Genomic DNA, 26,126 nt, shown 5'->3' with positions numbered 1-26,126 from the left:
TAAATAAAAACAAACCAAATAGCCTTATTCAAGCTTTAAACCCTACATGGTGTTAGTTACCTAACATCTCATCAATAAAGTCTTTCCAATTTGTTAACTCACGATCAACCATAATACTTCACTACCTCCGGTTATTGGACGCAGAGATTCTACGCCTGTTTTTTGACCAAGTGAAGCCTTTTGGGAACGATGCCAGCCAAGAAAAATCAGGATGGAACATATTTTCAGATTAATCAGAAGCCTACCCTGATGTTACTCTTTCTTTAGCGTTCTGGAAGGTTTGCGAGGTAGCGGATACCTACGTTAAGTTGAATTTATCCTACAAAATCAACACGACAACTTTAATGTGCTACAAACAAGATCATTCCAATGTAGTCACCAACATCATCCTGTTATTGGCACATTCCTTTAGTATGGCTTGAAATTGCACCTTAGATAGCTATCCTAACTTTTCATTAATATGAAATAAGGATGGATCCCATGAAAAAAATAACTCATAAAAAGGCAGCCAATGTTATTGGCGGTAATCATTTGGTTTGTGGTAACACACGCTACTTATGGATAAAAAATGACGATGGCAGCGGCAACTATGTCTGCATGAAGAGGGATGAATGCAATATACCTGGTGATGACAAATTCGGTAACCCGCAAATCCACTTTAACAGAGTCGCCGCTTCATTCTGTGGGCGATAATTAACGTCCGTTAATTTATCCGGCGTCTTTTTATAGACACCGGATGATCAACGTTCAGCCTTACCCAAAAATGCGTGAGTGATTATCGAGTTAAAAAAATCATGACGTGTCACTATCCCTCTTTTTCCGGTTGCCTGCGCTTGAGAATACGCTGATACCATGGCTGAGGCACGGGGTGAACAATATGTCGCAGCGCTCGGGCGTAATCCATCACCAGCCCAGGCGTCCAGGCCATTGAGAGTGCCCGTCTGCGTACCTGCGCGGCAATCCACAGTTCCGGCATGGTCAAAATGCGTAATGTAGCCAGCCAGCTTTTACTCTGTTTGGCAAGAACACCATCCAATGAGGCTTCCAAAGCATAGGCAACGCTACTGGAACAGTTACGCGACGTCAGATTGTAGATTTTAGTCAGCTGATAACCGCTCCAAAAACGTAACAGTGCCGAGCTGTTATAACGGTGAAACTGGATCTGCCGATTCGAATCGCACCAGTTGGTCGCCTCGGTAAGATAGTCCGGCTGGAAGGTGCCGGGCACGTCATTTTCTCGCGTCGCCTTCAACACATTGAGAAACTCTGAAGGGGAACGATCAATATCTGTCGCAGGATACAGGCTGATATAGACGCTCGGTACCAGTTCTAATGCCGCATGTCCGGTAGAGATAACCCCTTGAGCATCCACCGCCGCGATATAGCGATTAATGACTGGCCGGGGGATTGGGGCCGCACTCGCCGTTCCTTCCGGGGTCCAGATATGGACGGTCAAAGGCTGTTTGAAATCAATGGTGGGGGCAACTACCTCGGGTGGCCGAGCCGCCGATTTCTTTCCAAAGACGTAAAATATCTCGGTAGGAACCAACAATTCAAACACCGAGGTGCCGTCCCTTAAAAGGTTGGCCCGCCTGGCTAATTGCAAGATATTGATGCCACTGACAACCATCAATGTACCCAGGAAAAACGATATGGTGGCCTTATAGTGCACCGGATAGGGGCTAAATATGAGCATGGCGAACAGTATCTGGGCAATGCCGCTGACCAGCGCATTCTTCCAGCGCGGAAACCGCACGATCCAGGCAGAAGCGATCATAAACAAGCCAATAACGAAATAGGAGAAACCGAATATGATTGCCAGTAGCAAATTACTGTAGGGTTTGTTCGCCAGGATCAACAGAGCGACAACGCAAAAGATCCCGCCCTTGAAATAAAGCACCGCTTTCTGCGCCCCAACCCCGCTGGAGGCAATACTCAACGTGACGAGGCTTTCCAGAAGCATCAGGGCACCAAAAACCTGTAAGGGAAAATAGAGCACGCCATCAAGGCCATCGATAAAGATACCGATCCCCATAAGCCCCCAGATAATCCCGATTACGCCCAAAAATTTGGCTTTGGAGCGCACAAAATCAACGCCGAATAATAACAGGGCAATCTGGATCACTGCTGCAACTCTCCACAATATGTAAATAATAGGTTCATTTAACTGTCCTGGTGATAATGGCTTGCTTGCCAGTTGCCGACGATAATGCTCTGTTCTTCCTCATTCAGCAGGGCACAGCTGTTATCCACCAACGTCAGCCACTCTCCCTGTGGCATCTGGATACGGAATACCAACGGGGGACGGGGCTGAGGACTATCATTGAGGAGCCAATGGTCACGCAGCTTGCCTTGATCATGCGGGTGAATCCATTGCATCACGTCATCTATCGTGTCCAGCTTGCTGGGAACCTTCTGCTCAAACAAACTGCCTGGCTCATCTTCCCAGTGCAAAATCCCGGTCCGCGGATTGAGGCTATAAATCACCCCCTTGCCGGTTATCCGGCCGGTATCTGGGTTAAAACTGTTGGTCGAGTGCTTCAGCACCCTGATAAACACGATCAACAACGCCGTCGCGGAAAGGTAGCTCAAGGCTAATAACAGAGACTCATTGAGATGTAAGCCCTTTAGAAAAAAGGGTCCATGCTGATGATTGGTATAGTAAATCACTCCCAACCCAAGAGTGATAAGCGCGAGAGAGCCCCCGCGATTTCCCCAGGCCACAGAAAGCATAATCGCCAGAATAATGGGGAGACATGCCAAGGCAAAATAGAGTGCCGCAGCGTTGTGTTGCAGCCAGAGAAAGGGGTAGCCAAAGATAAACCAGATCGAAACACACAGCAGCAGCCAAAGTGCCGCTCCCAGAAGACCCATTTGCAGGTTGCAACTGGCAGGTTCCAAGCGCCGATTGACAAACCCCATAATCACGGTTGTGGCAAAGATAATGCCGGTAACATCAGCGATAAAGTTCTGCCAGAACAAGCTAAACAAAGGCTGCTGGTGGATTAGGGCATAACCCCCACCAATAATTAGCGCATCCAACCCGCTGAAGACCAAGGTTGCAGTGATACAGATTAAAATAGTATGCAGATCGTCATTAAGCCGTGCAAAGCGGCGAACTGCCCAGGCGATCGCTACGTTGGCTGGCATGGATAGCACAGCATCGGTCAGTGATATCAGTGGGTTATGCTGCCAGCCGTCCCTCAACAACAGGCTCGCCAACGTCAAAATGACGAACAGGGTTAAATAACTGCGCCAGCGGGTCAAAAGAAAGGCGGCAACCGCAACACCAGAGGGAAACCACACGATTGCGATCGGCGAGTTAGGGTCGTCAAATTTTAATGAGATCAATCCGGCGAGGTAATAGATTATCCCCCACAGCAGCAGGGTGAAAAGTTGTCGAACATACGATGGTACGTGGGGTGTCATTTTTTACTCACTGATATGCACGCAGGCATTTTGTGAAAAATATCACGTGTTGCCGTCAAGAAAAGCCTGATTAACTATAGGACATTCTACATCAGCATGATGTGAACGTACTATTTCAAACTCATCGGAGATCTATCCAGGTATATATTTCTTTGCGGATGAATAGTAGAGGAGTAACGTTGATGCAGGATTTAGCAAAACACCGTTGAAAGGGAAAATCATGTCTTCGAGTATCACCATCGAGCAGTTGAAACAGCAAGGCCGCTACCCGGAAGCCACCGAGCTGGCCCAACAGATGCTGCAACAGGCACCGTTGGATGGCAAGCTGCATTACCAGCTGGCGTGCCTTTACGATGTGCAAGGCTTTGAGCAGCAGGCGATCCCCTGCTATCTCGCCGCCTTGCAGCACGGCCTGCCTGCACAGTTACGCCAGGAAGCCTGGTTGGGTCTGGGTAGCACCTATCGCGCATTGGGGGAATATCAGAAATCGCTAGCCGCTTTCGACGACGGGCTAAACGAGTTCCCGCAAGCCAAAGAGATCACGCTATTCCGCGCCATGACGCTCTACAATCTGGGGGAAACCAAACAGGCGGTGGCGGACCTGCTGATCCTGTTGGCTGAAACCTCTGCGCATACGGAAATCAGCAGCTACCAGCGTGCTATCCAGCAATATGCTGCGGATTTGGATCGTATTGGCTGAGGGGAAAATTATGGAGATCATCACCGATCCGCGTAAATGTAATATCGACTGGCGACAGTTAGGCGAGTTGCTGGCCGCTGCCGGGCTGGGTGAGCGTGATACGCAGGTCTTACAGAAGGTGTACCAAAATAGCCAATTCTGCTATTGGGGCTTTATTGAGGGAGAGCTGATGGCCACCGCTCACGCCATCAGTGACATGACCTCGGTAGCTTATCTGGCCGATGTCGCCATCCATCCGCGCTTTCAAGGGCAAGGTTATGGTCAGCAGTTGATGGATCGCGTCATGCAAGATCTGGCCCCGTTAGGTAAAGTGTTTATTTATTCGGTGCCGGACAAATTGGCATTTTATAAGCGATATGGCTTCCACGATCTGACTACCGGCATGGTGTATGCCGATGGAAGCGCGCTGGAGCGGTTACAAAATAGCGGGTATGTGCGTTGAACATCAAACAGCTAAATAGTGACTCCTAATAAGCCTGGCGTATGGATAGCATGAGTAACGATATTAAACACCGCCCTCAGATAGTCGATAATATAAAATTTTAAGGCAAGGTAATTATAAAAAGTGTCTTATTACTGATATATACGAATACTAGGGAATTATAAAATATGCAAAAATAGGTTGGGGAGTCGCCACCGGTACAGGTCAAGCTGTGGGTGGTGCATTGATGGCCAATCTTGGTCGTAGGCTTCATTCAAGTAAACTTAAAAGTTATGGTGATTTAGCTTATAGTACCGTTGATTTTACTATAACTGCGTATGCAGGGTATCGCGGCTTAGTTTTGAAGAACCATGGTGATAGACTCGCAACAAGTGCATTGTTTGAAAAGCCTGGTACCGGCATGATGTTCAGAAATCTCAAACCTGGTTATAGACCCAAGTGGGATGGTAAAGGTACTCCAATGAGAATTGTCATGGTAGGTACATCCGTTGTTAAAGCAAAGATTCTATTTTTTGATGGTACATACGAACTGAATGATGAATAATAACAAAATTCATTTATCAACGTATTCTACTTTTGGCGGTGACACTCGATATAAGAACATACGGAATCGAAGTCTAATCAATTTTGCTGTTAGCAAGAGACTTAGCTTCATTCCTCTGCTATTAATCCAGATATAAAACAAAATAAAAATAACGAACAATACTAAATAGAAGATAGCCTGCTTTATATCATCACTAAAGAAGTAAGCTCCAAACATCATCACAAAAAAAACAGAGGAAAGAAATATCATATTTCCACCGCATAGCTCAGAAACTAGCAGAATGTAGCTTTTTAATGATTCATCATCAGTTGTTTTTACTCCTTTCCCATAGGTTTCATTCTTTTTATCCCTATACTGATTTTTTAATTTTAGTAGCTCTTGGTAAGTGAATCCATTCTTCAAAATTAATTCATTGATTTTCATAGTATTATTGCTATCTTATTGTAACTGTAATTCTATTATTCTAACTTAATTGATTGCTATATAACAAGAAAAACCTAAAGTTTCAATTATTTTTTTAGAAATAAGCATTCATCATAATAGTCATTTATGTACAATAAGCACATAGTACCAGTATAAAAACCTGTACCATACTGTAACTTTCGCTAACTGCGATACAGGTCGAACAATTCAGTAATAATTACTGAGTGGAGCTTTACCTTTCACTCTAACAAACGAGTAAAAACTTGCCTAAACCAGACGTATTCTGTATGTATTGGCCTTTAAATACAAACCTCTCTCTGTCAATGATGAGCACATCGTTGTCTGGATCTATACCCCGTTTTCCCGCATTATCTGTGCTATCACCGTGCGGTATAAGTTAGTGATCTACTCTTGTGCCACTCAGTACAGATTTTGACGATTAAAAGGTAGCTTTTACGCCATGACAGACAAACCGCAGCACACCTCGCTGACCATGTTCGGCATCAAAAATTGTGACACCATCAAAAAAGCCCGCCGCTGGCTGGAAGAACAAGGAGTGGCATACCAATTCCACGACTACCGCGCAGACGGGCTGGACGAGCAGCTGTTGCGTGATTTTGTCGCTCGCCTGGGCTGGGAACCATTGTTGAATACCCGTGGAACCACCTGGCGTAAGCTGGATGAAGCCCAGCGCAATGCCTGCGACAATGCCGATGCCGCCATCGCCCTGATGCTGGAGCAACCGGCCATGATCAAACGCCCCTTGCTGGACGATGGTAAAGGACATGCCCTGCTAGGTTTCAGCAGCGAAAGCTATCAGCAATTTATTACCGAGGTTAACTCATGATCTGCCCTGTTATCGAACTGGCGCAACAGCTTATCAAGCGCCCTTCCCTCAGCCCGCATGACGAAGGCTGTCAGGAGCTGATGATCGCCCGCCTGAAAGCGATCGGCTTTACCGTCGAACCGATGAACTTTGGCGATACGCAAAACTTTTGGGCCTGGCGCGGCCAGGGCAGCACGCTGGCATTTGCTGGCCACACCGATGTGGTGCCAACCGGCGACGAGAAAAATTGGGATAACCCGCCATTTGAGCCTGTCATCCGCGACGGCATGCTTTATGGTCGCGGAGCCGCCGATATGAAAGGTTCCCTGGCCGCCATGGTGGTGGCCGCAGAACGCTTCGTTGCCGCCAACCCCAACCATCAGGGCCGCCTGGCGTTTCTAATCACCTCAGACGAAGAGGCCAGCGCCACTCATGGCACCGTGAAGGTGGTCGAAGCCTTGATGGCTCGCAACGAACGCCTTGATTATTGCCTGGTCGGCGAACCTTCAAGCACCGAGCGGGTCGGAGACGTGGTGAAAAATGGCCGCCGTGGCTCGATCACCGCCAATCTGCGTATCCATGGCGTTCAAGGGCACGTCGCCTATCCGCATCTGGCGGATAACCCGGTTCACCGGGCTATGGCTGCGTTAAACGAACTGGTCACCATTGAGTGGGATCAGGGTAATGAATTCTTCCCGCCAACCAGCATGCAAATTGCCAACGTTCAGGCTGGCACTGGCAGCAACAACGTGATCCCCGGTGAAATGTTCGTGCAGTTCAACTTCCGCTTCAGCACCGAACTGACCGATACCCTGATCAAGCAGCGGGTGCAGGAACTGCTGGATCGCCATAACTTGAATTACAGCATTGATTGGTGGCTGTCTGGCCAACCTTTCCTAACTTCACGCGGTGCCTTGGTCGATGCCGTGGTGAATGCGGTGGAACACTATGCCGAGCTCACTCCGCAATTGCTGACTACCGGCGGTACCTCTGATGGCCGCTTTATCGCCCAGATGGGAGCACAGGTGGTTGAGTTGGGGCCGGTCAACGCCACCATCCATAAAGTGAATGAATGCGTACATGCGGCGGATCTGCAGTTACTGAGCCGCATGTATCAGCGTATCATGGAGCAACTGGTCGCATGATCAGCGCAGAAATGCTCACTGGACGCTCAACGGAGCATCTCACCGTACTGAGCGGCAATCACCGTCTGCAACCCGCTGCGGTGGTGGCCTTTCAGGCCATGCAACAGGCGGCTGAAGCGGCAGGCTTCGATCTGCAACCGGCCAGCACCTTTCGCGATTTCGACCGGCAACTGGCGATCTGGAATGGCAAGTTCTACGGAGAGCGGCCAGTATTAGATCACAATAGCCAGCCGATGGATATCCAGCCATTGTCCGCCGCCGAGCGTTGCGAAGCCATTTTGCGGTGGTCGGCCCTGCCGGGTGCCAGCCGTCATCACTGGGGCAGCGATCTGGATGTGTACGATCCGTCGCTATTGCCAGAAGGGCAAAAGTTACAGTTGGAGCCGTGGGAATATGAAGCCGGTGGTTATTTCCATCCGCTCAATCTTTGGTTGACTGTACATATGGCCGAGTTTGGTTTCTATCGCCCGTTTACCGCCGATCAGGGGGGAGTGGCGATGGAACCCTGGCATTTAAGTTATCGCCCGTTGGCGCAGGAGGCCGAGCATTTACTGACGCCCGAGCTGCTGCTGGCGGCCTGGCGAGATAAGGACGTTGCTGGCGCATCTTGGCTCACAAGCCATCTGCCCGCGATATTCTCGCGTTTTGTTCGCCCTGAAGGAAAGGTGTAAACATGCATTGGTTAGCTGACTACTGGTGGATAATCCTGGTGATATTGGCAGGCATTATCATTAGCGGGATCAAGGAATTACGCCGCCTGGATCATCGAAAATTCCTGGCTAACAAGCCTGAATTGCCGCCCCACCGCGATAACAACGCCAAGTGGGACGACGAAGACGACTGGCCGAAAAAGCCATAACCTCAGGGCGCACATAGCGCCCTGGTGTTTATTTAAAGGCGATCAGATCGCCCCGTTTACCAAACATCGCCTCTTCCCAATAGCGCTGTGGCACGTAGTAATGCAAACGCTCCAGAGCAGCATTCATCATGCCCGAGCTGATTGCATGCCCGACGCCTGGCTCAATATCCAACGTCACGTCTGCGCCAACGGCCTGTAACTGAGCCTCAGCCGCTTGCGCATGTTCCGCAGCAATAACGCCGTCCGTCTCACCATGGATCAGGTGTACCACGCTGTCACCAAAATCGGCTTGCGGTAACTGGGCAAAACGGCCGCTGAAGGCCACTACCCGCCCTGCCAGTTTGGCTTCGGCTTTCAATCCTTCCAGAGCCATAATCGAACCCTGCGAAAAACCAACCAGTGCGGTGCCCGCGTAGCTCACGCCGCTGTGTTGCTGCCAGTAGCGCACGGTTTCAACAAAGGTTGGCATCACTTCGGCAATACGCTGTGCGCGGTTGTCTTCAGTGATCCCCTGAACCGAGAACCATTGGCGCCCCTCACCGTTACCAAAAGCGAATGGGCCACCAATGCTCACCACCAAGGCCTGTGGGAAATCTTTGGCGAAGTAACTGCCAATCTCCCCCATCGCCACCGGGTTATCCCCCACGCCATGAAACAGCAGTATCAGTTGCTCTGCCGGTGTTGCGGGGCTTTGGACAACGAAATGCGAGTGTTTCATAGTGGACTCCTCAGGTTAGATACATCCGGGACTGACCCGGCAACTGCCCCTTACTATACGCCGCGGAGAAATCAGGAAAATCGGGTTTTATTGAACAACTCTTTCCATTTATTGCAACGACTGCGCCCACTCCTGCCAGTAACGGCAATGTTGCGCATTAATTTGTTGCAGCGCCTGCCCAGCCTCTTGTCGCCAAAGCCGTAGCAAGGCTTTTTGGCCACTCAGGCCATATTGGGTAGCGCACTGGGCCATGGTTTGTTGTTGCTGCAAATGCGCGCGCAATACCGCACAGGGCAGTGAGCTGGTCAACAACAGACGTTGTAGCGCCCCCAGGCTGGCCTCCAAGGGCCGATGGGCAAAGGCAAAACCGGCCAGCTCGCGCCAATCTTCTTCATTTAATAGTGGATCGGCATCATCGTCGAATTCCAACAACAAGTCGCTACGTTGCCGCAACCAGCGCCAATCCCGTGCCAGATGCTTATGCGCTGCATGGCACAGCGCCTCCCCTTGCTCGCTAATAGCTAGCAATGCCATGGCGCTATAACAGCCGCTGCTGGCGTCCGGTTTGTTGCCAATCCTCACCAGGGTGAAACCACAAGATTGCCAGAACCGCCACAGTGGCTCGGTATAGCCGAAGCTGACGGAAAGAAAATCCAATCCCTGCGAGACGCGTTTTTGCTGTTCCACTAACCGGCTGGCGATCCCTTGCTGGCGTAACTCTGGCAACACGGCGATACGGGTAATACGGCGGGAATGCAGAGTGGGTGCCCACCATTGGCCGCTATGTGCTGCCAAAGATTGAGCAACCAGATTGCCACGTGGCCTTCTGCGACCCGCCCAAACCTCGTGAGCCAGTTCAACCGATAAGCCGCCCTCATCCACCAGCCACAGTGCCCCGACCACCTCATCCTCCAGCGATGCCGCACTGAAGTGCATCCCGGGCGCATCCATCAGGCGGCGTAAATCCAGCGGAGAAGTTCGATAGTGTGCGCTACAGAGCAACGCATAGAAACGTCGTAACCGTTGAGGATCGGCACACAGTTCTGCCTGCTCAATAGCACCAATAGTAGGTGACTGCCCGGCCACTGCCCATACCGGTTCCTCGTTGAACAGCAAGGCATGATCGATAATCCGCTCCAGGGCATCGCCCGCTGCCCAACGCATCGGTTGCTGCAAGCTTAGCGGCTGCCACTGTGGCAAGGTGGCGCAGAACTTCAGTAAAAAACCGCGCCCCGTTCCTTCGTATCCCTGCACCGTTGTTGTCAGTAATACGCGTGGAAAATAGTCCATTAGCTGTTGCAGTAAAGGTCCTGGGATCGCTGCGGCCTCATCCACCAGCAGCCAGCCAACACCCTCTGCACCATGTTCAGCACAATGCTGTAGCAAAGCATCCGGTGCCCAAAACTGGGCCCGTCCGGCGGCCCACTCACTGGCAACGTCGGTAGCGGCGCGGCTCGGGCCGGTGATCCAACAGGCTAACGGGCTGCTGGCCATTAACATCCCCGCCACCGTCGATTTCCCTCGGCCACGCGCAGCGGTTAATACCCAGATCCCAGACTCGGCCGCCAACAACTGGGCCAAAATGGCCTGCTGCTCATCACTCGGATCACCCTGGGGAGCCTGCCAATCTGGCCGTGATGGTAAGGGAGCCAGGCACAAGGGTTCACCTTGCCGCCAGATAGACACTTCGCTATCGGCCAGCAATTGTTGTTGCAGATGGTGGATAAAATGGGGCGTGGCGATCGGCTGTGGGCAATCGCTCCAGCGCAGGCTGTCACTATCTGGCTGCTGCGGCCAGCTTTGCCAAGGTGGCACCAGCAACAGTAACCAGCTACCGGCTTGTAATGTCCCGCATAGCTGGGCCAGCGCTTCAACGTCCAGCCCTACTAACGCATCAAACACCGCATGCAACCGCTCTTGCCCCAGCAAGGTTCTGACCGCGTGACTCGCCAACGCATCGATTCCTGCGGGCGCGCCATTACCGACCCAAGGCCAGTCACCCGGCAGCTGTGCCGCCAGTTGCTGCGCCTGATCCCGGCACCATTGCGATTCGCCGCTGATCACCAACAGTCGCCGAATACCCTGCTGCTGCATGCGTTGTTGCATTTTTTGTAACATGAATATTGAGGCCTGAAAGCAGAGTGCCGGGCTCTAGGCACCGGCACTGAGTAATATCAACGGGAGGCGAAGGTGTTGCAGGTGTTAGGGTCGCCGCTATCGAACCCTTGCTTGAACCAGGTATAACGCTGCTGCGAGGTGCCATGCGTAAAGCTGTCCGGCACCACTCGCCCCTGGCTTTGCTGCTGCAAACGGTCGTCACCAATCGCCTGTGCGGCATTCAGCGCGGCTTGCAGATCGCCCGCTTCCAGCATCTGCTGTTTCTCGGCGTAGTGCCCCCAAACGCCGGCAAAGCAGTCGGCCTGAAGCTCCATTTTCACCGACAGGCGGTTAACCTCTGCCTGGCTAGCCCCTTGCTGCATCTGGCGAACCTTGCGCTCAATCCCCAATAGATTCTGCACGTGGTGGCCCACTTCATGAGCAACCACATAGGCCTGGGCAAAATCACCGCCCGCACCCAGCTTGGTTTTCATATCCTGGTAGAAAGAGAGATCAATATAGACCGTGTCGTCCGCCGGGCAATAGAACGGCCCCATCACCGATTGGCCAGTGCCGCAACCGGTACGCGTCGCGCCCCGGTACATGACCAATTTCGGATCCTGATAGTTTTTCCCCATCTGCTTGAAGATCCCCTGCCAGTTATCTTCGGTAGAGGCCAGCACCACCGAGGTAAACTTGGCCAGTTGATCGTCTTGCGGACTGATGCTGGCGCTTTGCTGTTGAGACTGTGGGGAGACATCTCCGCCATTCAGCAGCGGAGTCAGGTCTACCCCGTAGTAACCGGCAACCAGCACCACTACCAGAATGATCAGGCCACCTTTGCCGCCGATAGGTATCCGGGGACCACCACCACCGCCGCCCAGACCGGAAGACTGCCCACGGCGATCCTCGACATTGTCACTTTCTCGACGCCCTTGCCAACGCATAAATAAACTCCAGAGATGATTTTTAATAATCGTAGGAAACTTGCCCTGGTTACTATTATAAGGCGTTCGTGGCGGATGGAATGCAGTAATTTTCTGGAAAGTGGTGAATGAGGGATGAGAGGCTCGGTTCGATGCTTTGCCCCTGACTCTGCACTCTCCTACCGGGAAAGGGCTAGAGTGAGGGGCATTATTTAACGGTTAGTCCAGCTTCACACCGATACGGCGGGCGACTTCTTCGTAGGCTTCAATCAGGCCACCCAGGCTCTGGCGGAAGCGGTCCTTGTCCATCTTGGCCAGGGTATTCTTGTCCCACAGGCGGCTACCGTCCGGGGAGAACTCATCGCCCAGCACCACTTCGCCGTTGAACAGGCCGAACTCCAGCTTGAAATCGACCAGGATCAGGCCAGCATCGTCAAACAACTTGCTCAGCACGTCGTTAGCCATGTAGCTAAGCTCACGCATGCGCGCCAGATGCTCTTTGCTCACCCAGCCGAAGGTTTCGCAATAGGATTCGTTCACCATTGGGTCGTGCATCGCGTCGTTCTTCAGGAACAGATCAAACAGCGGAGGATTTAGCGGCAAGCCTTCTTCGATACCCAAGCGCTTGACCAAAGAGCCCGCAGCGCGGTTACGGATCACACACTCAACCGGTACCATCTCCAGCTTTTTCACCAGCACTTCGTTATCTGACAGCAGGCGTTCCATTTGCGTTGGGATACCAGCCTCTTCCAGCTTGCTCATAATGAAATGGTTGAACTTGTTGTTCACCATCCCTTTGCGATCGAACTGCTCAATGCGCTGACCATCCAGTGCTGACGTATCGTTACGGAATTCCAACACCAGCAGATCCGGGTTTTCGGTGGTGTAGACGGTTTTTGCCTTGCCGCGATACAGTTCAGCTAGCTTTTGCATCTTAACTTACTCCAATGAGATGGTACCTTCCGGCTGCCAGACAGCCTACTGGGCACAAAATTGACCTGATAAGTTCTTTGGTTTGCTGATAACTATTGTGCCAAATCTGCGACGCAAACGATACCGTATCAGCAAAACAAAAAGGGGCCGTAGCCCCTAGATGTATTTATTTAACGCTGGTTTTACTGAAAGCCGTCTGGAGCACGGCGACCAGCGCATCGTTCTGCGACTGGGTCAACGGCTTACCTTTGGAATCGATAAATTGCAAACTGGTACGGTTATTCAAATCACCGACCTGCAGTTTGTAATCACCCTCTTTCAGTTCAGGATCTTTCGCGCCCAACGCATCCCAATCACTACTGCTCAGGGATTTGTAGGTTACGGCGACGGTACCCTGCGGACGGCTGCGGTCACCCACTTTCATCCCCAGTTTTTCCAGTGCCGGTGGCAAACGATCCCACACTACCGTGTACGGCGCACGTACGATCAGCGTCGGCAAACCGGTGTCATCCGCGCCGCTCTGCACATCCAATACGCCAATACGGTTGGCGGACTGGCTGCTCGACAGGTTGTCCTGCTTGTCCAGGCCTTCAACGATAGTGTTCATCATCATACCGTTGTAGCGCTGAACTTCAGAAGGATCGGTAACCTTGTCGGTTTGCCCCTGCTGACGCAGTTCAAGGGTTTTCACCACCAACGCTTGCTGGTAACCCTGTTTCTGTACCGTGATCTGGTAGCGGCCTTCGTACTGGTTGTCTTCATCCAGACGGTTCCACTTCACCCAGTCGGTGGTCAGCGTTTGGCTGGCATCCGTACGTGAGGCAATCGGAATGTTTTTGCTCTGCAACAGGCTGGCTACGCGCGACCACAGGTTATCGTTCTGCGGGCTGCTTTCCAGCAGCAGCGTGCCGCTGTCACCCGCATATTGGCCACGAGAACCGCTCAACAGTGCCAGCGGCTGTACCGGTGGCCGGATATCCAGTTGCTTGCCAACAGCGCCTTTCTGCGCGCTTGCCGGCACTTCATAATTACCGGTTTGTACCGGCAGGATCAGGCCGGACGGCGCGCTCAACGGTTTGAGCGGTGCGGCGTCAAGATAGGCCTCATCGCCGCTAACCTGGCGTTTGTAGCGCTGATCGGTAGAACAAGCCGCCAGCGTCATCACCAGCGCTAATCCCACGACCGTTGCTAGCGTCGACTTTTGCAATGAATAAGCCATCAAATCTCCCTAAGAGTTACAGCAAACCGGCGCTTTTCAACGCACGCTCCACGACAGGACGGGCAGCGTCGGTCAACGGCGTCATAGGCAGACGCATCGTATCGGTTGCCATCAATCCCAATGCCTTACAGGCCCATTTCACCGGAATTGGGTTTGCTTCTACGAACAAATCCTGATGCAAAGGCATCAAGCGCTGATTCAAACGGCGTGCTTCGGCAAAATTGCCTTGCGCCGCCAGGCGGCAAAGTTCAACCATTTCACGCGCAGCCACGTTGGCCGTCACGGAAATCACCCCTTTGCCACCCAGTTGCATGAAGTCCAGACCGCTGGCGTCGTCGCCGCTCAGCAAAATGAAGTCTTCATCATCAACCAGCACTTGGATCTGACTAACACGACTTAAGTTCCCTGTTGCCTCTTTAACGGCAACAATATTCTTAATTTTGGCCAAACGAGCGATCGTTGACGGCAGCATGTCACAACCGGTGCGTGAAGGCACGTTATAGAGGATCTGCGGCAGATCGGTGCTTTCGGCAATGGCTTTGAAATGCTGGTACAGGCCTTCCTGGGTCGGTCTGTTGTAGTAAGGCGTGACCGACAGGCAGCCCACGACGCCGGTATTGCTGAAACGCTGCGTCAGTGAGATAGCCTCGCTGGTGGCGTTGGCACCGGTGCCGGCGATCACTGGAATACGGCCTGCGGCCAGTTCCAGCGTCTGCAAGACCACGTCCACATGTTCGTCATGGGGCAGCGTGGCAGACTCGCCGGTAGTTCCTACGGAAACGATCGCCGCAGTCCCACTGGCTACATGATAATCAATCAGTTTTTTTAGGCTCGCACGATCGACAGCACCTTTGGTGTCCATCGGCGTAACCAGTGCAACAATACTTCCCGTAAACATTGGCCGTCCCCTTCACAAACAAGTTACCCATGGTACTTTTGTCACCTATCCAAAAGCAAGCAAACAACGTGTCTAAGCGCTTGGCAGGCGGTTTTTTTTGTGTTTACCATGGTAACCCCATTCAGTACGACAGGAAGCTGCATTTTGCCTAAGCCTGATGAACACTATCTGGTGATCACCGCACTGGGCGCCGATCGCCCCGGTATCGTCAACGCCATCACCCGCCACGTCAGTAGCTGCGGGTGCAATATCGAAGATAGCCGTCTGGCCATGCTGGGTGAAGAGTTCACCTTCATCATGCTGCTTTCAGGTAGCTGGAACGCGATTACCCTGATCGAATCCACTTTGCCGCAAAAAGGCGCCGAGCTGGATTTACTGATCGTGATGAAACGCACAAACTCGCAAGAAAGACCGCCAATGCCAGCTACAGTGTGGGTACAGGTTGAGGTAAAAGACTCCCCGCATATCATCGAGCGGTTTACCGGCCTGTTTGATTCGAGCCAGATGAACATTGCCGAGCTGGTGTCACGGACTCAGCCAGCAAAAGGTGAGCAGCCCTCGCAGCTCTATATTCAGATCACCGCTCACAGTTCCGGCGGTCAGGATGCCACAAATATTGAACAAGCCTTTTATCGCCTATGTACAGAATTGAATGCGCAAGGCAGTATTAGCGTGGTGAACTATCCACAGCATGATGAGAGAGATGGAGAGTAGTTATGAGCCCATTGAAAGCCGGTGATACAGCGCCGAAATTTAGTTTACTCGACCAGGATGGCGAGGAAATTAACTTGGCCGACTTCCAGGGACAACGAGTACTGGTTTACTTTTATCCCAAAGCCATGACGCCAGGTTGCACCGTGCAAGCCTGCGGGTTACGGGATAACATGGATGAATTGAAAAAGGCGGGTGTCGAAGTGCTGGGCATCAGCACCGATAAACCCGAAAAGCTCTCGCGTTTTGTTGAGAAAGAACTGCTCAATTTCACGCTGCTATCCGACGAAGATCATCAGGTAGCTCAGCAGTTTGGCGTTTGGGGCGAGAAAACCTTCATGGGCAAAACCTATGACGGTATTCACCGTATCAGCTTCCTGATCGGCACCGACGGCAAGGTTGAGAAAGTGTTCGATGATTTCAAGACCACCAATCACCACGAAATCGTTCTGAACTACCTGCAGCAGTAAAGGGTAAAGCGCAGCAGCATCAGTTGCTGCGCTTTATTTTTCTCACTTCACCTCATCACCCACATCCACCAGCATGTCATCCGGCCAGGCGTGGATCACGGCTTTCACCAACGTCGCCAACGGGATGGCGAAGAATACGCCCCAGAACCCCCACAGGCCGCCGAAGATAATCACCGAGAGAATGATCACCAGCGGATGCAGGTTGACCGCCTCGGAGAACAGGATCGGCACCAGCAGGTTGCCATCCAACCCTTGCACCACCAGATAAGCGATAATCAGCGTCCAGAAGTCGGCACCAATGCCCCACTGGAACATGGCCACTACCACCACAGGGATCGTCACCAGCACCGCGCCGATGTATGGGATCAGCACCGAGAGGCCGACCAACACCGCCAAGAGCAGGGAATAACGCATATCCAGGATAAAGAACACCAGATAGGTCGCCACCCCGACGATCACCATCTCCAACACCTTGCCGCGAATATAGTTGGTGATCTGCTGGTTCATCTCGATCCATACCTGCCCTGCCAACCCACGGTTGCGCGGCAGCACGCGGCGTACCGCGTTGATCATCTGCTCTTTATCCTTCAGCAGGAAGAACGCCATCAAAGGGACCAGGATCAGATAGATGGCCAGAGTCAGCAGCCCAACCAGTGAGGCCAGCGAGAATTTCACCACCGATTCTCCCATGCCCGACAGGCGCTCACGCAGGTTCTGCGCCATCATATCAATGATGCCCGCATCCACCAGCGCCGGGTAGCGTGTCGGCAAGGTCGCCGCATAGTTGTAGAACTGATTGAGCATGCCTGGTAAATCGGTCATCAGGTTGATGCCCTGCTGCCAGGCGGTTGGCGCGACCACGAAGACCAACAGCATGGCAATACCGCCAAACACAATCAGCATGATGCTTGCCGCCCAGGTGCGCGAGCATCCCAGGCGCTGAAGGCGAGCGGTAGGCCACTCCAGCAGGTAAGCAAGCACCAGCGCTACCAGCAAGGGGGTCAAGATACCGTGTAAAAAATAAAGGATGCAGAACCCGGCAACCAGGATCACCAGCAGCGCAATAGCCTGCGGATCGGTGAAACGACGTCGGTACCACTGTAATAACATCTCTAACATCAGAGATTGCTCCTTATTCCATCAATGGGGGTGAGGCTCGCCAATCCCTGTGCGGCCGAGCTGGTATGACATGATTTTTAGATAATTTTAGCCCGGTTATCACCGTGCAGACGTTTCAATGTAGGTTGTGGCTGGCTATGATGTGATAGCGTTTTTGCCGCTTAGGCGCACAACCCCTGAAAATGCATTTTTGTGAGCCAACGCACTTTCGCGATGATTGTACTGGAGAGTCTGGCATGGAAGAAGAACTCTTATCTGATGCTGGCGTCTTAGTTGATGACTTTATTGAGGGAATGACCTGACTATGACCATCCGGTTGACTAAAACAGCGCTAACAGTCCTGCTGCTCGGCTCGCTTTGCACCTCTGCGTTGGCGCCGGTTAACGCCCAAACGCAAGACCAACTGCCGGATATGGGGACTTCCGCAGGGGGAACGCTGAGCATCGGCCAGGAACTGACCATGGGCGATTTTTACGTGCGGCAGCTACGCGCTAGCGCCCCGTTGATCAACGATCCGCTATTGACCCAGTATATCAACCAGTTGGGTAACCGGCTGGTCGCCAGCGCCTATTCAGTGCGCACCCCGTTCCACTTCTTTCTAGTCCGTAACGACGAGATCAACGCCTTTGCCTTCTTCGGCGGCAACGTGGTGCTGCACTCGGCCCTGTTCCGTGAAACCGACAACGAGAGCCAACTGGCCTCGGTTCTGGCGCATGAAATCTCACACGTGACCCAGCGCCACCTGGCCCGCGCAATGGAAGACCAGCAACGCAACGCGCCACTGACCTGGGTGGGCGCACTAGGTTCTATCCTGCTGGCAATGGCCAACCCAACCATGGGCATGGCGGCGCTGAGCGGTACGCTGGCGGGAACGCAGCAGGGGATGATCAGCTTCACCCAAGCAAATGAACAAGAGGCCGACCGTATCGGTATTCAGGTATTGCAACGCGCCGGGTTCGATCCCGAAGCGATGCCAGACTTCTTGCAAAGGCTGGCCGATCAGTCCCGCTATGCCTCAAAACCCCCGGAAATGCTGCTGACGCACCCGTTGCCGGACAGCAGGCTTTCGGATGCCCGCAACCGCGCCAACCAAATGCCGCGCCATCTGGTGCAATCCAGCCAGGACTATCTGCTAGCGCGGGTACGTACGCTGGGCATGTACAGCTCGGAAGGCTATGGTCTGAGCGAAGACCTGTTGAACACTTACAGCAAAGGCAACATTCGCGAGCAAATAGCCGCCAAATATGGCCGGGCGATCCTGTTCTATGAAGCCAAGAAATACGACGAAGCACGCAATCTTATTCAGCCGCTGTTGGCAAAAGATCCGAAAAACGTCTGGATGCTGGATCTGCTGACCGACATCGATCTGGGTCAGAATAAAGCCGCTCAGGCTATTGCTCGCCTTGAGGCGGTCAATGCGGCGCAAAGCAATAACCCGGTGTTGCTGCTCAACCTGGCGAACGCCTACGTTGAGGGCAATCAACCCGCTCAAGCGTCAAAAATCCTCAACCGTTATACCTTTGCCCATCCAGACGATCCGAACGGCTGGGATCTGTTGGCTCAGGCCAGTGCTGCTCAAGGGTTACGCGATGAAGAACTCTCCGCCCGGGCTGAAAGCCTGGCACTGGCAGGCCGTCTGGATCAGGCAATAGGTTTGCTCAGTAACGCCAGCTCATTGCAAAAGCTGGGCAGCCTGAAACAGGCTCGCTATGATGCGCGGATTGACCAACTGCGTCAGTTGCAAAGAACCTTCAGCAAGTTCCAACGCACTTGATTTGAACAAGGAAAGAGAAAGATGAAAAACGTCACTATTTATCACAACCCACGCTGCTCGAAAAGCCGGGAAACGCTGGCACTACTGGAACAGCATGGCGTCGAACCGCAGGTGGTGCTGTATCTGGATACGCCGCCTTCCGTCGCCGAGCTGAAAAAGCTGTTGCAAGAGCTCGGTTTCGCTTCAGCACGTGAACTGATGCGTAAGAAAGAAGATCTCTACAAGGAGCTGGGGCTGGCGGATGAAACCCTGAGTGAAGAACAACTGCTGCAAGCGATGGTGAGCAATCCGAAACTGATCGAACGCCCAATCGTGGTGAAAGGAGGCAAAGCCCGTATTGGCAGGCCACCAGAGCAGGTACTGGAGATCTTGTGATCCCGTGACGGCAAACCGGGCGTTAATCCGCCCGGCTGCTGTATTTACAACGGTTTATGCGCTGTTTCCCGGGCGGCGAGCAAGGCCCACAAGGTAATTAGCAGTGCCAGCACAACGTAAGCCGAAATCGCCAGCGTGCTGTCAAAAGAAGTGAATAACGAAGCAATGATCAACGGCGCAAAGCCACCTCCCACGATCCCCGCCAGAGTATAAGCCAGCGAAGAACCAGCATAGCGCACCCTGGTCGGGAACTGTTCGGTGATGAAGGCCGCCTGCGGGCCGAACATCGCCGCATGGATCAGCAAGCCAATCACTACTGCGGTACAAATCAACACCGGTTGACTGCTATCGAGCAACACAAAGAAGGCAAAAGCCCAGACTATCCCCGCAAGTGCCCCGCCGATATACACTGGTCGGCGGCCTAAGCGATCGGATAAGGCGCCAAACATCGGTACGGTAATCGCGTTGCCGATCGCCCCCAACATGGTGGCAGTCAGCGCCAGTGGCCGTGGCAGGTTCAGCACCGTGGTCACGTAAGTCAGGGTAAACACCACCACCAAGGCGTACAACACGTCGGAGCCAATGCGCGAACCACCGGCGATCAGCAACGAGCGTGGGTGTTGGGTGAAAACCTCGCGGATCGGCGAATGGGTAACATCCTTCGACGCTTCCAATTTCAGGAACGCCGGTGTTTCCCCGACCCCACGGCGCAACCACAGGCCAAAGACCACCAGCACCAGGCTCAACAGGAACGGAATACGCCATCCCCACTGTTGGAAATCGTCTGCCGACATCGCCATGGTCACCAACGCGATCAGCCCGGTGCCAATCAGCGAACCGCAAGAGGGGCCGACTTGCGCAAATGAGGCGTTACGCCCACGCTGATGTGGCTTACCATGTTCCATCGAAAGCAGCACGGCTCCAGCCCATTCCCCACCCAGCGCAATGCCCTGGATAAAACGTAGTGCCACCAGCAACAGCGGGCTCCAAATCCCCCAACTTGCATAGCCGGGCAGTAATCCCATCAGGGTAGTAGTCACGCCCATGATCACCAGCGTGGCAACCAGCACAAAACGCCGTCCCAACACGTCGCCAAGATGCCCGAAGACGATGCCGCCGATGGGCCGTGAAACATAGCCGACCGCATAAGTGGAAAACGCCAGAATGGTGCCGACCAACGGATCGAATGACGGGAAGAAAACATGGTTGAAAATCAACGCCGCCATGATGTTGTAAACGGTGAAGTCATACCATTCCAGCGCGGTACCTATCGAACTGGCGGCCGCCAACCTGCCGGTTTTAGGAGGATCGACGGCGTGATCTTTCACCGATAAGTCCACAATCGGTGTTTCAGTGGTGGACGTATTCATGATGCCAGCTCCTGTGAGGTCAGTTGCCAGCCAAGTGCGTAATGCACCTCCTCGCCAGCAGGGATTTTCAACGTGTGGCAAGCCAGCTCACTCAAACGCTGCCCCGCCTCTGCGCTACTACTCTCGATCAACACCATCGGTAACAGCTGACGATTTTCCCGCGACTCTTGCGGAAGCGGAGAACTGAGCTCGGCGTTTGGCAACAGCAGGCTGCTGCGCACAAAACCCGGCTGTTCAGCCAACAAGGAACCCAGGTGCTTAACATCGTTTTTCAGAACATCCTGCTCACTCACTGCCAGCGTGATGATGCTCAGATGGCTACCACTGCCCTGGCCGGTGACGGCTTCAACCGTGCAGACCCGGCGCAGGGGATCGCGCATCTTGCCCAGGCAGGCAACCGACCACGGTGTCTGTTGGGTAAAAGCGTTGCGATAGGCCTGGGAGGTAAAACTGGCCAGAGAGGCGGTTTTATACAGCCCGAGGTATTTGCGCCCCCCCTGTAGCGCCTGATAGCGCGTACCGGATAGAAAACCGGGAACACGCACCCGCTCTTCCACGTGTTCACGGTCGTACCACTGATTGAAATCCGCCTCATCCTGCGCGGCGACATCCGTTGCAACAAACAGCATTCCGTTCGGGGAACCGATCATGGGTATTCTCCTGGTAGAGTCAGTAAGGCAAGGTGGCACCCTGCCGAAAAATCACGCGCCGGCAAGGCAACGTTCGATTGCCAGCGCCCAACCCAGCAGCGCCTGGTCATGCATGGGTAACCCGGCCACCATCAGGCCGACGGGGGCCTCACCTGGCCGCTGGCAGGGTAGTGATAACGCACAGCCGTCGAGGAAGTTGATGACGGAAGGATTACGCAGCGCGGCACCGTTGGCACGAAAGTAGGCTTCGTCGTCCTCTGCCAGTTCGGCAATGGTTGGTGCTATCAACGGCGCGGTTGGCATCAACAAGGCGTCAAAACCCTGCACCTTGGCTGTCACCCGCTGTTGCCAACTGGCACGCAGCTGCCGTAGCTGCTGAAGATCGCTCTCGCCCAACGGCTGGCCACGGCGAATGCGTGACAGCACCCGGGGGTCATAACCCTCGGCATATTCGGCAATCAACGGCTGGTGCCAATGCCAAGACTCCAGTGCCGTAAAACCACCGGCACCATTGATCTCCGCCAATTCGGCGAATTCGCTGCAAGGGATAGCTTCAATCTGCGCACCGGCCTGGGCCAAACGTTTCAAGGTGCGCTCAAACGCCGCTGCAACCTCTTCGTCCAAGCTATCCAGCACTAACGTTTGCGGGACGGCAAAACGTGCACTCTCCAAGGATTGTGACTCAGGCCGTAGCGCTTGCTCGGCGATCGCCGCATCCAGTGCGATACAGCTGGCAACGTCATGAGCAATCACCCCAATAGAGTCCAGCGAAGGCGACAACGGCAGCAGTCCACCGCTGGCCATTCGACGGGCGGTAGGCTTATAGCCGGTCAAGCCACAGAAAGCGGCCGGAATACGTACCGATCCCCCGGTGTCACTGCCAACAGCACCGCAGCACATACCGTCAGCTACCGCGACCGCCGCACCGGAAGACGATCCGCCGGGGATACGGCGGGCGGCCCGATCCCAGGGATTTGCAGGGGTACCAAAATGCGGATTGAGTCCCAGCCCGGAGTAGGCGAACTCGGTCATGTTGGTTTTACCGATCACTACCGCTCCCGCCTGCAACAGACGCTCTACTATCGCAGCGTGCTTCTTGGCCACCGCAGCACCGGCCAGCACCTGAGAACCAGCGGTAGTTACCTGCCCGCTCACGTCAAACAGGTCTTTGATCGAAACCGGCACGCCATCCAAAGGGGACAGCGGTTTGCCTACTGCACGACGTTGGTCAGCCGCCAGCGCCTGCTGTTGTGCCCAATCGGCATACACCTGAGTAAAAGTACGCTCCCCTTCCCCTTGCGGATCGGCGATCTGCGCCAAGGCACCGGCGATCAACTGCCTGGAAGTAAACTCTCCACTGGCCAACCCGGCTGCGGCCTGTACAAGCGTTAACTTAGCCATCACGCCACCACCGGCAGTTCGATACTGCGATAGCTATGGGCGATGGTGCGCCCCAACACCTCATCCACCAGTTCCATACGGAATTCGGCTGATGGTCGGATCCCCCCAATCGCCGCGACCGTGCCACAGGTCATTGCCAGCCCGTCACTCGGTAGCAGGGGAAGCGCCATGCCGCTTTCTGGCAGTTGCTGTCCACCAAGATAGCGTTCGAGCAAATCACCGGGAGTGCGCAGGCTGGCGAGAGTCCCCTGCTGATAAAGCTGAAACGCGCCATTTTCCTTAACCCATGAACGCAGGATCAAGGAGTCCCAGTGATCGCTCACTTCGCATAATGGCCAGGCAGCACGCGCTACCGGTTTAACGCAGATCTGCTTGGACAGTGCTACGCTGTGTACTTCCAACTGACGATCGGTATGATCGGATGCCAATGAGACATACAGCTCACCACCATGGCTGAAAATGAGCGGTTCCGCCTCGCCGGAGGTCGCCTCGCCGATCACTTCGATGCAATCGCCTTGGCTAAGTTGATTAACCGCCACACGGTAAAACAGCGGGACGCTGCTGGGTTGAGGGACACCCAGCTCGGCCAGTTCCTGGATATGATGTTGAATTGCCTTATAATCGCGACCGGTCCAGCCAGCGATGACCAGATGATCGATGTCAGCATCCAGCGTCTTGGCACTACAGGTTTCTGGTAAAGTAAAGGTCAGCCTCATGGCAATTGTGTCCCTTTAGTTAAAATGGTGTGAAATTTCACTATATCTTCAGTTAACAACTAAGCGACTGCCATGTGACGTTTTTGTGTACCATGTCTAAAAATTTCTTCTTGCAGGAGTAGTATGTGAAGACCATTGACGCAGAGGATCGAGGGTTCCCGGTAGCAGATGAAGCCGGTTTGTCGCTCAATGAAGTGGCTTACCGCCGCTTCAAGCAGGCATTGGTGACGTTAAGTTACAAACCAGGTGAGTACCTCAATACCGCGCAGGTAATGGGTGAGCTGGATATGGGCAGAACACCGATCAATCAGGCGATCCACCGTTTGGCGAATGAGGGCTTGCTGCAGGTGATCCCGCGCAAAGGGGTGATGGTAGCGCCGCTATCGATAGACGATGCGTTAGAGTTGATTGATGTCAGGCTGGCCAATGAAATGCTGTGTATGCGCCTGGCCAGTGCCAAGATCACCCAGCCACAGGTTGCCGCGCTGAACGCACTGAACCAGCAGATCGAAACCGCCAGCCAGGATCGTGACCGTGTGCGGATGATGACGCTGGATCATCAGTTCCATCAGGAGCTGGCACAGATTGCCGGAAATAACATGCTGGCGGATATTCTGAGCGTACTGCACGCCAGAGCTCAACGTTTCTGGGCCAGCACGCTGTCGCGAGAAGGGCATATGCAGGAAGTTATCGATGAACACCGGGCGATTATCAGCGCGTTGGCCGCACAGGACAGCGACGCCGCCGCCAGCGCTGCGCAGGCGCACATCCTGTCATTCCGCAGTGCGTTATTGCACGAAGGGTGAATAGCCTAAAGCGTGGTGACGGGCTACAACCCCAGGATTTCCTTCACAAACGGAATGGTCAGCTTGCGCTGTGCCGTGATGGACGCGCGATCCAACTGATCGAGCGTCATAAACAGCGTGCGCATTTCACGATCCAGACGCTTGAGCAGGAAACGGCCCACGTCTTCCGGCAGTTCAAAACCACGCAGTTTGGCACGCAACTGTAACGCCTGTAGTTTCTCTTCGTCCGACAGCGGCTGTAGCTTGTAGATCTGCCCCCAATCCAGGCGCGAGGCCAGATCCGGCAAATGCAGATTTAGCTGGCGCGGCGGACGATCGCCAGTGATAAACAGGCGGGTGCGGCCAGTTTCCAGAATGCGGTTATAGAGATTGAAAATCGCCATTTCCCATTCCTCATCACCGGCAATGCATTCGATGTTATCGATGCAGACCAGCGCCAGCTGTTCCATGCCGTCCAGCACTTCGGGCACAAAATAGGCGCGCTTATCCAGGGGCACATAGCCTACCGCTTCGCCACGCTGCGAGAGTTCGGCACAGGCCGCATGCAACAAATGGCTGCGTCCCCCGCCTTCGCGTGACCAGAAATAGATGTAGCTACCATGCTCCTGACGGACTGCGGATTGGATCGCGGCTAACAAGGATGGGTTCTCACCCGGATAAAAACTGGCAAAAGTTTCATCATCGGGTAGATAAAGTGGCAGTGACAGCTGTGCCGGCGTATTCAGAAAAGCACCTCAACCAAAACTGGCAGGAAAACGCGAAGAGTCTACCACAGAAAGCAACCGCTGTTGAACCCGCCATGAGAACAACGCAATTTAGTTGCCAAATTTGTCTTATACGGCAAAGCTGTTCTAAGATAAATCGCACAAATTGAAGATGACCGAAAGGAGCTAGACCGTGAAAGCGTGGAATAAAGTGCTATTGGCCTCAATGGTAGGTTTACTGCTGGTGGGTTGCGATGATGCCAAGGTCGATTCCCATCTGGATAAGGCCAAAGACAGTGCCGAACAAATGAAAGATGCGGCGGAAAAGAAAGCCGATCAACTGACCGACGACGCCAAGGCTAAAGCGGAAGAGATCAAGCAGGCCGCGGCGGCCCAGACGGAACAGTTGAAGGACCAAGCTTCCGCCATTAAAGATGACGCCGCCAAGCAGGCGGATGCCCTCACTGATGATGCCAAAGCCAAGGCTGCAGCGATCAAACAGGATGCAGACAAACAAAGCCAGCAGTTGATCGATCAGGCCAAAAACATCAAGGCCGATGCGATTAACGGAGCGAACGATCTGGCTCAACAGGCCAAGGCAAAAACCGAGCAGCTCAAGAACAGCATGGACAATAAGACTCAACAAGCCGACGGTAAAACCGAACAGCCGGCCCAACCCGCCAATCAATAAACAGAGTTGCTTTGTATATGGGCGCGGCATTTACTGCGCCCGCTTGGCTACCCGCCTAAGTTGTCTATCAGCGTGATGATGGATAATTTAAAGTCTTTTGGGACTGTCTCTTATACACATCTAAAAAGGGGGGGGGGGGGGGGGGGGGGGGGGGGGGGGGGGGGGGGGGGGGGGGGGGGG

General features: G+C 53.6%; 30 protein-coding genes. 14 read left to right on the top strand and 16 right to left on the bottom strand.

The annotated features are described in order from the left end of the window. Nucleotides 1-52 precede the first annotated feature (52 nt). Nucleotides 53-112 (bottom strand): protein YpfM, encoded by a 60-nt coding sequence (ypfM, locus tag JHD74_RS27095; RefSeq protein WP_138106377.1) that lies wholly within the window; start codon nucleotides 110-112, stop codon nucleotides 53-55. A gap of 368 nt (nucleotides 113-480) precedes the next feature. Here ypfM and JHD74_RS19955 point away from each other — a divergent pair, with 368 nt between their 5' ends. After that, entirely contained in the window at nucleotides 481-693 is a 213-nt protein-coding gene (locus JHD74_RS19955) for a DUF4762 family protein (protein ID WP_199063364.1), read from the top strand. Nucleotides 694-805: 112 nt separating this feature from the next. Here the strand turns inward: JHD74_RS19955 and JHD74_RS19950 are convergent, their stop codons facing one another. Together JHD74_RS19950 and JHD74_RS19945 are read right to left on the bottom strand one after the other, a co-directional pair. Beyond that, on the bottom strand, nucleotides 806-2,125 hold the full coding sequence (locus JHD74_RS19950; protein ID WP_074031452.1) for an HdeD family acid-resistance protein: 1,320 nt from the start codon (nucleotides 2,123-2,125) through the stop codon (nucleotides 806-808). A 38-nt stretch (nucleotides 2,126-2,163) separates the two neighbouring features. Next, nucleotides 2,164-3,429: an MASE1 domain-containing protein gene (locus JHD74_RS19945; protein WP_199063363.1), complete on the bottom strand. Its 1,266-nt coding sequence runs from the start codon at nucleotides 3,427-3,429 to the stop codon at nucleotides 2,164-2,166. 220 nt (nucleotides 3,430-3,649) lie between these two features. Here JHD74_RS19945 and JHD74_RS19940 point away from each other — a divergent pair, with 220 nt between their 5' ends. The 3 genes from JHD74_RS19940 (at nucleotide 3,650) to JHD74_RS19930 (ending at nucleotide 5,115) form a co-directional block, all read left to right on the top strand. Next, nucleotides 3,650-4,129 carry a tetratricopeptide repeat protein gene (locus JHD74_RS19940; protein WP_024527078.1) on the top strand — a complete coding sequence of 160 codons (480 nt, stop codon included), beginning with the start codon at nucleotides 3,650-3,652 and terminating at the stop codon, nucleotides 4,127-4,129. A gap of 10 nt (nucleotides 4,130-4,139) precedes the next feature. Then, on the top strand, nucleotides 4,140-4,571 hold the full coding sequence (locus tag JHD74_RS19935) for a GNAT family N-acetyltransferase (RefSeq protein ID WP_024527077.1): 432 nt from the start codon (nucleotides 4,140-4,142) through the stop codon (nucleotides 4,569-4,571). A 226-nt stretch (nucleotides 4,572-4,797) separates the two neighbouring features. Then, the gene (locus tag JHD74_RS19930; protein WP_199063362.1) at nucleotides 4,798-5,115 is read left to right on the top strand and encodes a hypothetical protein; all 318 of its coding nucleotides are present in this window, start codon (nucleotides 4,798-4,800) and stop codon (nucleotides 5,113-5,115) included. A 9-nt stretch (nucleotides 5,116-5,124) separates the two neighbouring features. Here JHD74_RS19930 and JHD74_RS19925 read toward each other — a convergent pair whose 3' ends face one another. Further along, entirely contained in the window at nucleotides 5,125-5,538 is a 414-nt protein-coding gene (locus JHD74_RS19925; RefSeq protein WP_199063361.1) for a hypothetical protein, read from the bottom strand. A gap of 460 nt (nucleotides 5,539-5,998) precedes the next feature. Here JHD74_RS19925 and JHD74_RS19920 point away from each other — a divergent pair, with 460 nt between their 5' ends. The 4 genes from JHD74_RS19920 to JHD74_RS19905 are packed head-to-tail and all read left to right on the top strand — an operon-like array spanning nucleotide 5,999 to nucleotide 8,368. After that, on the top strand, nucleotides 5,999-6,385 hold the full coding sequence (locus JHD74_RS19920) for an ArsC family reductase (RefSeq protein WP_024484524.1): 387 nt from the start codon (nucleotides 5,999-6,001) through the stop codon (nucleotides 6,383-6,385). After that, nucleotides 6,382-7,509, top strand: coding sequence for a succinyl-diaminopimelate desuccinylase (gene dapE, locus JHD74_RS19915; RefSeq protein ID WP_024527074.1), 1,128 nt, complete (start codon nucleotides 6,382-6,384; stop codon nucleotides 7,507-7,509). Before JHD74_RS19920 ends, dapE begins: the two co-directional genes overlap by 4 nt. Further along, nucleotides 7,506-8,180, top strand: a complete 675-nt coding sequence (locus tag JHD74_RS19910; protein ID WP_199063360.1) for a M15 family metallopeptidase — start codon at nucleotides 7,506-7,508, stop codon at nucleotides 8,178-8,180. Before dapE ends, JHD74_RS19910 begins: the two co-directional genes overlap by 4 nt. Nucleotides 8,181-8,182: 2 nt before the next feature. After that, a complete protein-coding gene (locus JHD74_RS19905) occupies nucleotides 8,183-8,368 on the top strand; it encodes a YpfN family protein (RefSeq protein ID WP_021178743.1) in 186 nt (61 codons plus the stop codon). A 28-nt stretch (nucleotides 8,369-8,396) separates the two neighbouring features. On the opposite strand, the gene ypfH is transcribed toward JHD74_RS19905, so the two are convergent. The 6 genes from ypfH to dapA all read right to left on the bottom strand — a co-directional run bounded on the left by ypfH (nucleotide 8,397) and on the right by dapA (nucleotide 15,159). Then, entirely contained in the window at nucleotides 8,397-9,086 is a 690-nt protein-coding gene (gene ypfH, locus JHD74_RS19900; protein WP_074031446.1) for an esterase, read from the bottom strand. A gap of 108 nt (nucleotides 9,087-9,194) precedes the next feature. Next, nucleotides 9,195-11,204, bottom strand: a complete 2,010-nt coding sequence (locus tag JHD74_RS19895) for a tRNA(Met) cytidine acetyltransferase TmcA (protein ID WP_199063359.1) — start codon at nucleotides 11,202-11,204, stop codon at nucleotides 9,195-9,197. A gap of 56 nt (nucleotides 11,205-11,260) precedes the next feature. After that, a complete protein-coding gene (locus JHD74_RS19890) occupies nucleotides 11,261-12,130 on the bottom strand; it encodes a neutral zinc metallopeptidase (RefSeq protein WP_046807978.1) in 870 nt (289 codons plus the stop codon). Between the two features lie 198 nt (nucleotides 12,131-12,328). Then, entirely contained in the window at nucleotides 12,329-13,042 is a 714-nt protein-coding gene (purC, locus tag JHD74_RS19885; RefSeq protein WP_021178747.1) for a phosphoribosylaminoimidazolesuccinocarboxamide synthase, read from the bottom strand. Between the two features lie 166 nt (nucleotides 13,043-13,208). After that, entirely contained in the window at nucleotides 13,209-14,261 is a 1,053-nt protein-coding gene (bamC, locus tag JHD74_RS19880; RefSeq protein ID WP_199063358.1) for an outer membrane protein assembly factor BamC, read from the bottom strand. Between the two features lie 16 nt (nucleotides 14,262-14,277). Beyond that, on the bottom strand, nucleotides 14,278-15,159 hold the full coding sequence (dapA, locus tag JHD74_RS19875; protein WP_199063357.1) for a 4-hydroxy-tetrahydrodipicolinate synthase: 882 nt from the start codon (nucleotides 15,157-15,159) through the stop codon (nucleotides 14,278-14,280). A gap of 108 nt (nucleotides 15,160-15,267) precedes the next feature. Between dapA and JHD74_RS19870 the strand changes: the two genes are divergently transcribed. Both JHD74_RS19870 and bcp read left to right on the top strand, forming a co-directional pair. Then, the gene (locus JHD74_RS19870) at nucleotides 15,268-15,873 is read left to right on the top strand and encodes a glycine cleavage system transcriptional repressor (RefSeq protein ID WP_071784392.1); all 606 of its coding nucleotides are present in this window, start codon (nucleotides 15,268-15,270) and stop codon (nucleotides 15,871-15,873) included. A gap of 2 nt (nucleotides 15,874-15,875) precedes the next feature. Then, a complete protein-coding gene (gene bcp / locus JHD74_RS19865; RefSeq protein ID WP_021178751.1) occupies nucleotides 15,876-16,340 on the top strand; it encodes a thioredoxin-dependent thiol peroxidase in 465 nt (154 codons plus the stop codon). A 42-nt stretch (nucleotides 16,341-16,382) separates the two neighbouring features. Here bcp and JHD74_RS19860 read toward each other — a convergent pair whose 3' ends face one another. Beyond that, on the bottom strand, nucleotides 16,383-17,459 hold the full coding sequence (locus JHD74_RS19860) for an AI-2E family transporter (protein ID WP_024527067.1): 1,077 nt from the start codon (nucleotides 17,457-17,459) through the stop codon (nucleotides 16,383-16,385). Nucleotides 17,460-17,763: 304 nt separating this feature from the next. On the opposite strand from JHD74_RS19860, the gene JHD74_RS19855 reads away from it, so the two are divergent. Together JHD74_RS19855 and arsC are read left to right on the top strand one after the other, a co-directional pair. After that, nucleotides 17,764-19,233, top strand: coding sequence for a M48 family metallopeptidase (locus JHD74_RS19855; RefSeq protein ID WP_021178754.1), 1,470 nt, complete (start codon nucleotides 17,764-17,766; stop codon nucleotides 19,231-19,233). Between the two features lie 21 nt (nucleotides 19,234-19,254). Further along, nucleotides 19,255-19,608 (top strand): arsenate reductase (glutaredoxin), encoded by a 354-nt coding sequence (gene arsC, locus JHD74_RS19850; RefSeq protein ID WP_199063356.1) that lies wholly within the window; start codon nucleotides 19,255-19,257, stop codon nucleotides 19,606-19,608. Nucleotides 19,609-19,652: 44 nt separating this feature from the next. Here arsC and JHD74_RS19845 read toward each other — a convergent pair whose 3' ends face one another. From JHD74_RS19845 to JHD74_RS19830, 4 genes are read right to left on the bottom strand one after another with little or no spacing between them, the layout of a single operon-like run. Continuing rightward, complete coding sequence (locus JHD74_RS19845) at nucleotides 19,653-20,978, bottom strand: MFS transporter (RefSeq protein WP_074031441.1); 1,326 nt, start codon at nucleotides 20,976-20,978, stop codon at nucleotides 19,653-19,655. Further along, nucleotides 20,975-21,628, bottom strand: a complete 654-nt coding sequence (locus tag JHD74_RS19840) for a DUF4286 family protein (RefSeq protein WP_199063355.1) — start codon at nucleotides 21,626-21,628, stop codon at nucleotides 20,975-20,977. Before JHD74_RS19840 ends, JHD74_RS19845 begins: the two co-directional genes overlap by 4 nt. Before the next feature lie 51 nt (nucleotides 21,629-21,679). Then, nucleotides 21,680-23,029, bottom strand: a complete 1,350-nt coding sequence (locus JHD74_RS19835) for an amidase (RefSeq protein ID WP_199063354.1) — start codon at nucleotides 23,027-23,029, stop codon at nucleotides 21,680-21,682. Next, nucleotides 23,029-23,745 (bottom strand): DUF2848 domain-containing protein, encoded by a 717-nt coding sequence (locus JHD74_RS19830; protein ID WP_199063353.1) that lies wholly within the window; start codon nucleotides 23,743-23,745, stop codon nucleotides 23,029-23,031. The genes JHD74_RS19835 and JHD74_RS19830 overlap by 1 nt, the downstream gene beginning before the upstream one ends. A 125-nt stretch (nucleotides 23,746-23,870) precedes the next feature. Here JHD74_RS19830 and JHD74_RS19825 point away from each other — a divergent pair, with 125 nt between their 5' ends. Then, nucleotides 23,871-24,551 (top strand): GntR family transcriptional regulator, encoded by a 681-nt coding sequence (locus JHD74_RS19825; protein ID WP_074031438.1) that lies wholly within the window; start codon nucleotides 23,871-23,873, stop codon nucleotides 24,549-24,551. A gap of 23 nt (nucleotides 24,552-24,574) precedes the next feature. Here the strand turns inward: JHD74_RS19825 and hda are convergent, their stop codons facing one another. Further along, the gene (hda, locus tag JHD74_RS19820; RefSeq protein WP_024484905.1) at nucleotides 24,575-25,276 is read right to left on the bottom strand and encodes a DnaA inactivator Hda; all 702 of its coding nucleotides are present in this window, start codon (nucleotides 25,274-25,276) and stop codon (nucleotides 24,575-24,577) included. 172 nt (nucleotides 25,277-25,448) lie between these two features. Between hda and JHD74_RS19815 the strand changes: the two genes are divergently transcribed. After that, nucleotides 25,449-25,946 (top strand): hypothetical protein, encoded by a 498-nt coding sequence (locus tag JHD74_RS19815; protein WP_024527059.1) that lies wholly within the window; start codon nucleotides 25,449-25,451, stop codon nucleotides 25,944-25,946. Nucleotides 25,947-26,126 lie beyond the last annotated feature (180 nt).

Source organism: Serratia sp. ASV30 (genome assembly GCF_016428815.1).
GTDB classification, from domain to species: domain Bacteria; phylum Pseudomonadota; class Gammaproteobacteria; order Enterobacterales; family Enterobacteriaceae; genus Chania; species Chania fonticola_C.
This window is presented reverse-complemented; position numbering and strand designations above follow the sequence as displayed.